This window comes from Kosakonia oryzendophytica (genome assembly GCF_900094925.1).
In the GTDB taxonomy this organism is placed as follows: Bacteria; Pseudomonadota; Gammaproteobacteria; order Enterobacterales; family Enterobacteriaceae; genus Kosakonia; species Kosakonia oryzendophytica.
Genome location: NZ_FMAY01000011.1, coordinates 138878 through 145831 on the forward strand (window position 1 = coordinate 138878; position 6954 = coordinate 145831).

8 protein-coding genes and 2 pseudogenes are annotated in these 6954 nt (G+C 49.7%); 6 read left to right on the forward strand and 4 right to left on the reverse strand.

Features of this window, described 5'->3' with window-relative positions; all coding sequences use genetic code 11:
* Both GA0061071_RS17990 and GA0061071_RS17995 read left to right on the forward strand, forming a co-directional pair.
* The gene (locus tag GA0061071_RS17990; RefSeq protein WP_061494967.1) at positions 1-1545 is read left to right on the forward strand and encodes a methyl-accepting chemotaxis protein; all 1545 of its coding nucleotides are present in this window, start codon (positions 1-3) and stop codon (positions 1543-1545) included.
* Positions 1546-1633: 88 nt separating this feature from the next.
* Entirely contained in the window at positions 1634-1948 is a 315-nt protein-coding gene (locus GA0061071_RS17995; RefSeq protein ID WP_061494965.1) for a PTS sugar transporter subunit IIB, read from the forward strand.
* Positions 1949-2084: 136 nt separating this feature from the next.
* Here GA0061071_RS17995 and leuE read toward each other — a convergent pair whose 3' ends face one another.
* A complete protein-coding gene (leuE, locus tag GA0061071_RS18000) occupies positions 2085-2723 on the reverse strand; it encodes a leucine efflux protein LeuE (RefSeq protein WP_061494963.1) in 639 nt (212 codons plus the stop codon).
* Between the two features lie 187 nt (positions 2724-2910).
* On the opposite strand from leuE, the gene GA0061071_RS18005 reads away from it, so the two are divergent.
* The 4 genes and pseudogenes from GA0061071_RS18005 to GA0061071_RS18020 all read left to right on the forward strand — a co-directional run bounded on the left by GA0061071_RS18005 (position 2911) and on the right by GA0061071_RS18020 (position 4919).
* Positions 2911-3150, forward strand: coding sequence for a DinI family protein (locus GA0061071_RS18005; RefSeq protein WP_061494961.1), 240 nt, complete (start codon positions 2911-2913; stop codon positions 3148-3150).
* 256 nt (positions 3151-3406) lie between these two features.
* Positions 3407-3607 (forward strand): annotated as a pseudogene (locus GA0061071_RS23785) (sensor domain-containing phosphodiesterase); the annotation flags it as partial.
* Positions 3608-3656: 49 nt separating this feature from the next.
* Positions 3657-4345, forward strand: a pseudogene (locus GA0061071_RS18015) (EAL domain-containing protein); the annotation flags it as partial.
* Between the two features lie 172 nt (positions 4346-4517).
* Positions 4518-4919 carry a DUF6515 family protein gene (locus GA0061071_RS18020; RefSeq protein ID WP_170933820.1) on the forward strand — a complete coding sequence of 134 codons (402 nt, stop codon included), beginning with the start codon at positions 4518-4520 and terminating at the stop codon, positions 4917-4919.
* Positions 4920-4959: 40 nt separating this feature from the next.
* Here GA0061071_RS18020 and GA0061071_RS18025 read toward each other — a convergent pair whose 3' ends face one another.
* From GA0061071_RS18025 to GA0061071_RS18035, 3 genes are all read right to left on the reverse strand, one after another.
* Positions 4960-5382, reverse strand: coding sequence for a hypothetical protein (locus GA0061071_RS18025; RefSeq protein ID WP_088236928.1), 423 nt, complete (start codon positions 5380-5382; stop codon positions 4960-4962).
* A gap of 338 nt (positions 5383-5720) precedes the next feature.
* Positions 5721-6062, reverse strand: coding sequence for a cell envelope integrity TolA C-terminal domain-containing protein (locus tag GA0061071_RS18030; protein WP_061494953.1), 342 nt, complete (start codon positions 6060-6062; stop codon positions 5721-5723).
* A gap of 575 nt (positions 6063-6637) precedes the next feature.
* Positions 6638-6954: integrase core domain-containing protein (locus GA0061071_RS18035; RefSeq protein WP_139109676.1), on the reverse strand; the 317-nt coding region annotated here is incomplete at its 5' end.

The window sequence follows — 6954 nt, forward strand, 5'->3', positions numbered from 1 at the left end:
ATGCGCAACAATGAGCCCATCACACAAAAAGAGTACGTTTTCGATAATAATGCAACGCTGATGTCTACTACCGACCCCGCCAGCTATATCACTTATGCCAATGACGCGTTTATAAAAGTCAGCGGTTTTTCTATGGAGGAGGTCAAAGGAGAACCGCATAACCTGGTGCGTCACCCGGATATGCCCAAAGAGGCATTTGCCGATATGTGGGCAACGCTCAAGCAGGGCGAGCCGTGGACCGCGCTGGTGAAAAACCGCCGTAAAAATGGCGACCACTACTGGGTTCGCGCAAATGCAATCCCGGTGATACGCGCTGGCAATGTGAAGGGATATATGTCTGTTCGCACCAGGCCAGCCCCGGAAGAAGTGGCGGCGACCGAGGAGGTGTATCGTCAATTCCGGGAGGGACGGGCAAAAGGCAAGCGTTTTCACAAAGGGTTGATTATCCACACAGGGCTGATGGGCTGGCGCTCCCTGTTCGTTACCATGCCCCTGCGCTGGCGGTTACGTTCGGCATTAATCGTCACGCTTTTGCTCAGCCTGCTTGCGGTGTGGAGCAGTGCATTAACTGCGGGTCACCAGGGAATATTCACCGGTTTTATGACTGCCCTGCTGCTGTTGATCGATCTCTGGCTGGAGTATCAAATTGTCCGCCCGGTCGAGCGTCTTTGCCAGCAGGCGTTGCAAGTGGCAAGCGGCGCAACACATCAGGTTGAACAGCTCAACCGTGTGGATGAAGTGGGCGTCACGCTCCGTGCGATCAATCAGCTTGGGCTGATGTTCCGCTGGCTGGTTAACGACGTCAGCGGTCAGGCGCAAAACGTACTCAAATCCTCTGATTCCCTGCGGGCAGGCAATGATGACCTGAGCCGCCAGACAGAACAAGCCGCGTCAAACGTACAGCAAACTGCAGCCACCATGAATGAAATGACCGCCACGGTGCGCAGTAACCGGGAAACCGCCGCCGAAGTCACCCGTCTGTCAGAAAGCACCCGCGATGCCGCCTGCCAGGGGGGGCAGGTGATGAACCATATGATTGAGATGATGGCTGCTATTGCAGACAGCTCCAGCCAGATTGCCAGCATCACCAGCATTATTGACAGCATCGCCTTCCAGACGAATATCCTGGCATTAAACGCTGCCGTGGAGGCCGCTCGTGCCGGTGAGCAAGGTAAAGGGTTTGCCGTTGTGGCAGGTGAAGTGCGTAGCCTCGCGCAGCGTAGCGCCCGCGCCGCCAGCGAAATCAAAGAGCTGATTGAAAATAGCGTAACCCATGTTAGCTCAGGCAGTGGGCTGGCGGATGATGCCGGAAACACCATGAAGGCGATCGTGGAGCAGGTACAGAATGTCACGACCCTGATTGCACATATCAGTGCCGCGACAGCGGAACAAGCCACTGCGCTGAGTGAAGTGAGCCTGGCGGTGGAAGACCTCGATAAAATCACGCATCAGAATGCAGAGCATGTGCTGGAAAGTGCGGAAGCATCCGGTCGCCTTAACCAGCAGGCCATTCGCCTGGCCGAAGCCATTTCCGTATTTAAGTGAAGCCAAAGCGATGTAAACCTGCACACAGCACACATTTTCCCGCCATTTGCGGGGAGAATATAGGCACAGTACTCGTGAGGATATTCCTATGAAAAAGTTACTGATCTGTTGTCTGTTCGGCAATACCGCCAATGCGTTGGCCAGAAAGATGCAAAAGGCCGCCGATGCGCAGGGGCATCAGATGTTGATAAGCGCCATTGGCGTGAGTAATTTTGCCAGTGTTGCACCGGCGTTTGACTGCTATTTAGTCGCGCCGCATATCCAATATAAGCTGGATGAGCTGAAAGACGCGATTGATGATTCCGCACCGATTGCTGTGATCGAAAGTTATCCTTTCGCCTCGATGGATGGCGAGAAAGTGCTGGAGTTTGTCATGGCGCGAATGCCGACGATGACGGCATAAGAGAACCCTAAAACCACGTCTGCGGACGTGGTTTTTGTTTGATGAAAAAGGCGTGTTGCAACAGCACGGCAGCCTGAAGGCAAAATAAAAGCATAAGAGGTTTCCACCCACGCCGGAAACCTCTTATGCACAGCAATCAGGATTGCAGTGTGGCCAGACGCGCTGCGAAGCCCACAAAAATCAGGCCGATCAGGGAATTACCCAGGCGGGTTAGTTTTTGTCGTGTCTTCACCCATTGCGTGACATAGGAACCGGAAATAATCAGGAAACTGAAATAGCAGACGCTGATGATTTCCAGCGTAGTGGCAAGAATGAAGAAAGCCGTTCCGGGGCGGGTATAAGTAATGTCGATAAATTGCACAAAAAACGACACGTAAAACAGAATGGCTTTCGGGTTCGTCAGACTGAGCACCAGCGCGCGTCTGAAAATATCACCTTTATGCACGTCGTGTTGCCCCTCTTCCCGCGCCTTGCGCACAAAGGTGCTGTACAGCATTTTGATACCGAGATAGAGGAGATAAAACGCCCCCAGATAACGGATGATATTGAACAGTACGGGTGTGGTTTTGATAAGCGTGGCGACACCCGCATACGCGAGGAACATCAAGACCGCATCACCAATAAAGACGCCGCTCGCTGCGACATAACCGTTTTTCAACCCACCTGCAATACTGCTCTTCAATACAAAGAAGGTATTTGGCCCCGGCACCAGGATGATAAAAATAGCGCCAATAAAATAGGACCAGTAACTGATAACTCCATACTCGGCAAACACACATCCTCCTGAAAAAACACAACAGCATAACCGGCGCTAACATACGCCATATGGCAGTGAACATAAAGCACGGTGCAAAGCCAGGGGATGAGCGGGTTAATGTCTGTCCGGTTACCACATCACTTGAATACTGATTATATATACAGTATAAATATGCGGTTAATTAACCAGTGAAAAGGAACCATCGATGTTTGTTGAGCTAATCTATGACAAGCGTAATGTTGAAGGATTACCAGGGGCAAAAGACATTATCCTTGCCGAATTGACTAAACGTGTGCAGCGCCTCTTTCCCGATGCTGAAGTGCGCGTTAAGCCAATGCAGGCAAATGGCCTGAACAGCGATGCCAGTAAAAACGATCGCGAAAAGCTGAACCGGATGCTTGAAGAGATGTTCGACGAGTCGGACATGTGGCTTGTACAGGAGTAGCACTCTTCGGCAGGCACAACAGGCGCAGGTTTTAACACTATCATGAAGATTATATAAATTGCAGACGAGTGGCGTTTCAAGCGGTAACGGCACGCAGAGAATCAGCAACACCAACATCACGTGATGGGAGAAGGCCATGTTCAGCGGACTCAGCGCTAACGAAGCTCAACGGCTTGCCGCACTGGAATTGCTCAAACGCGAAGATAAAGAGCGCGACAGCGTGCTGGGCGAGCTTGCTGAATTCGCCCGCCGTTTAATGGGGGTTTCCGGTTGTTTTGTCACGATTATTGATGACGCATTTCAATACATCAAATACGTGAATAATGTCCCCTTGTTTGCCGGGTGTGTGCCGCTTGAAGAAACCATGTGCCGCCATTCTCTGCCTCTGGATGAGCCGGTTATTTGCCCGGATGCCCGTCAGGATGCGCGTTTTTCAGAACATCCCATTGTACAAAATGGCGCGGTCATTTTTTATGCCGTCGCGCCAATAAAAACCCGCGATGGACATACGTTTGCATACCGGAACCACCGTAGGCGCAGAAGCCCTTTTACGCTGGGAGCATCCGGTGTTCGGGAATACTCCTCCCGCAACGCTTATTGCCCTGGCCGAACGCACCAGCCTGATGGCAGGGCTGACGCAGTGGGTGGCAGACAGAGCCATTAAGCAGGTGGTCGAATGGTGCCGAAACAACATCGGGATTCCCATCTCGATCAATGTTTCCGTCAGTGATTTGTCAAAACCCGGCTTTGCGGATGCACTGGAAGAGAAAATAATCAGGGCCAGGCTGACGACCTGCGTGTTGAATGTCTGGAAACCGAAAGAGTGCTGGAAAGCCCGATCGCTCTTGATGAGCTGGACATGCTCAAAGTCCGCGGGTTTAAAATCCTGCTGGATGATTTCGGCGCGGGTTATAGCAATATTAGCTACTTGCGAAAAATCCCTATCGATATTATCAAAATTGACCGCTCATTAATTAGCAGGGTGGCCAATGACAAAGGCAGTCAGATCATCGCTAAAAATATTATCAGCATGTTGAAAGAACTGGATTATATCGTGCTTGCCGAAGGCGTAGAGGATGCAGAAACCGCAGAAATATTAAAGGATTTTGGCTGCGATGAAGCACAAGGGTACTTTTTTTCCAGGCCACTTCACCCGACAATGATCCCGGACTGGTTGAACGCGTCCCCGTACTAACGAATAAAGCCGCGGTGGTGGCCTTATTGTCCGATACTGGTCTTATCCGCCTGCCCCCGGAAACAGATTGTCATACAATCGTTCAGGCTATTTTCAAAATTCCTGCACATTTATACACCACTATAAGAGACCCGATAAGGAATTTGCCTCTTTTGGAGGGCAGGAATATAAGATGAGACTGATGAAAAGACTGGCGATGGCTATCACATTGTTTGCTGCCGGCTCAGCCACAGCCCTTGCCGAGCCAGGTTTTCAGCCGCATGGCGGGCATGGTTTTCCTGATGGAGGACGGCGAGATGATATCCCCCGTCCAGGCGACAGGTTCCGCCTTCTTCCGGACATTGCCACTACAGTTTTGCTGGGTGGATTAACCTATTATCTGGTGAACGGTATTTACTACCAAAGACAGGGTGCGCAGTATGTGGTGGTTGAAAAACCCTCATCAGCGCCCTCCCCATCAAGTGCACAGGTGCTGGACTTTAACGGTAAACGCTATTACGTGCGTGACGGTCATTATTATGCGCGCGATATTGATGGCAACTATTTTGAAGTTCCGCGGCCGAACGGGCTCTGACTGTTCTGTAACAGCTGCTGTCTTATAAAGCCCGGCATTACTATTCATTCGCCGCACGGAGAGCGACACGCCTTATCTCATCACACAATGTTGACAATGCGGAGGGGCAAGAATGTGTTGCCTGAGACTGAATGGTATCGAGGTCTTTTGTATCGAGTGTTGAGTCAATGTGACGGAAAACGTAGGCTTTAAGGGCAGGATTTTTAGGTAAAAGCGCCTTTAAATCAGCCAAAGAATCCCAATGGTCAACCAGTAAGTGCACGATGGCTTCCGAATTTCCCTCCGCGATATCTCCCTGGTCACAGTGACCATAATTTATACGGTTCTGGTTGACCGCCATCCAGGTGTCCAGCGAATCAACGGCCATATCCGCGGCTTTAGCATCAGCCGGGGTACAAGTCTTCGCCCATGTGGAGAAGGCAGTAAATATCCCGCAAAAAAGTACGAAAATCACTTTTTTCATAAAGCGTAATTACCTGTGTTCATTGTCAGGAAGTGACTGATAAACATTTCTCTTGTTGTGTTTTTTTCGCTACATACCCGGAATAAAGGTGTATTAAACATTAAGGCTTTGTCTTGATATTGGCGAGGCCCCATACAATGGCATCGTCTGTATCAGGAACAGATCAGCACTCTGTTACGGAGGCCCGACACAGAGATCGACATCCTTCAGAACAGACGATTGTCGATCGTATTCCTGAAGTCTCAGGCATTCAACTACAGCCGCCAGAAGCTCGTATGACAGTAAAAGACGCGCGACAGATCAAGAGTTACTCAAAAACATAGTCGTTGTTTCGATGGTCATGGTTTGAAATCGAAGACAATCCTTTCCGGGAGGCTTTCAGGTTTATCCGGGAAGTGACCGGATTTCACGGCGGTATTGATCGCAACCAGTGATGCTTTACACAAAGCAACATCCCCTTTCTCGACTTCTACCCCTGTTACCTTTCCTCCTGAGGGCTGATGGACATAGAGGGAACAGGTCTTGCCTTTAAATTTGTCTGGCTCTGAAAAGGCGCTTTCAACCGCGGACTTTGCGCTGGCGGCATACTCATCGATTCCTTTTGGTACAGATATCTTATGTGTAGTCGTGCAACCTGTAATCATAAACACCAGCAAAGCCATCCCTTCCTTCTTAAACATGTTTTTATTCCTTTTTTATCGCAGGAAGACAGCATCTTAACCGTTATTCGTCACTTGCATAGAGCTCTTTATACCATTCAAAGCAGATTGATTTGCTGCGCTAACTCACCCTCACCTTTCTCAGTCTTAATGACGCCCTCTCATCACTCAACAGCCTTGATCCCTTTCCGGAACCTAAAATAAAACCTGCCCGTGGGCAGGTTGTTAATAGCGAGCATTAATGAAATTTAAAATTTCAACTTTGGATCCTGCGAAAGAATTGCTCAGTTGATTCCCGGACGTGCTCATCAGGATTTTCGGCAATATCTCCCTCACCTGGCGAATGCCGGACGTAACTACTGTGCCCATGTATCAAAGCTGGAGAAGATCCTACAGAGCCAGCAACTGCACAAAATGACAGAAACAGCAAAAACCACGAAGTTCTCAACGATTTACCCATCATTCACAATCCGTGCGTTGTTGATATCGAAAAACATACTGGAGCAGTTAACGTAAAATGCTGTATGTGATGATTAAACCTATCCAGGAAGCTGTGAACAACTGCATTGATCTGCCCCCGGGATTAGATACAACCTTCAGTTAGTAATGTCGGTTGGTTTTTCTTCATATTTCCTGTTTCGCCAGTCCGTTGCGAATTCAGCTGGTGTCTGGTAATCCAGCGATGAATGGGGACGGCACTCGTTATAATCCTGCCGCCAGTCATTAATCGTTTTCCGGGCATGAAGAATATCGCTGAACCAGTGTTCATTCAGACACTCATCGCGAAAGCGTCCGTTAAAACTCTCAATAAATCCGTTCTGCGTTGGCTTACCTGGCTGGATAAGCCGTAGTTCCACACTATGCTCAAAGGCCCATTGATCGAGCGCGCGGCAGGTAAATTCCGGGCCCTGAT

Excerpts from the sequence above, each read along its gene's own strand:
- GA0061071_RS18030 (WP_061494953.1), bottom strand. The coding sequence starts at position 6,062 with ATGTTTAAGAAGGAAGGGATGGCTTTGCTGGTGTTTATGATTACAGGT.
- GA0061071_RS17990 (WP_061494967.1), top strand. The coding sequence starts at position 1 with ATGCGCAACAATGAGCCCATCACACAAAAAGAGTACGTTTTCGATAAT.
- GA0061071_RS18020 (WP_170933820.1), top strand. The coding sequence starts at position 4,518 with ATGAGACTGATGAAAAGACTGGCGATGGCTATCACATTGTTTGCTGCC.
- GA0061071_RS18025 (WP_088236928.1), bottom strand. The coding sequence starts at position 5,382 with ATGAAAAAAGTGATTTTCGTACTTTTTTGCGGGATATTTACTGCCTTC.
- GA0061071_RS17995 (WP_061494965.1), top strand. The coding sequence starts at position 1,634 with ATGAAAAAGTTACTGATCTGTTGTCTGTTCGGCAATACCGCCAATGCG.
- GA0061071_RS18005 (WP_061494961.1), top strand. The coding sequence starts at position 2,911 with ATGTTTGTTGAGCTAATCTATGACAAGCGTAATGTTGAAGGATTACCA.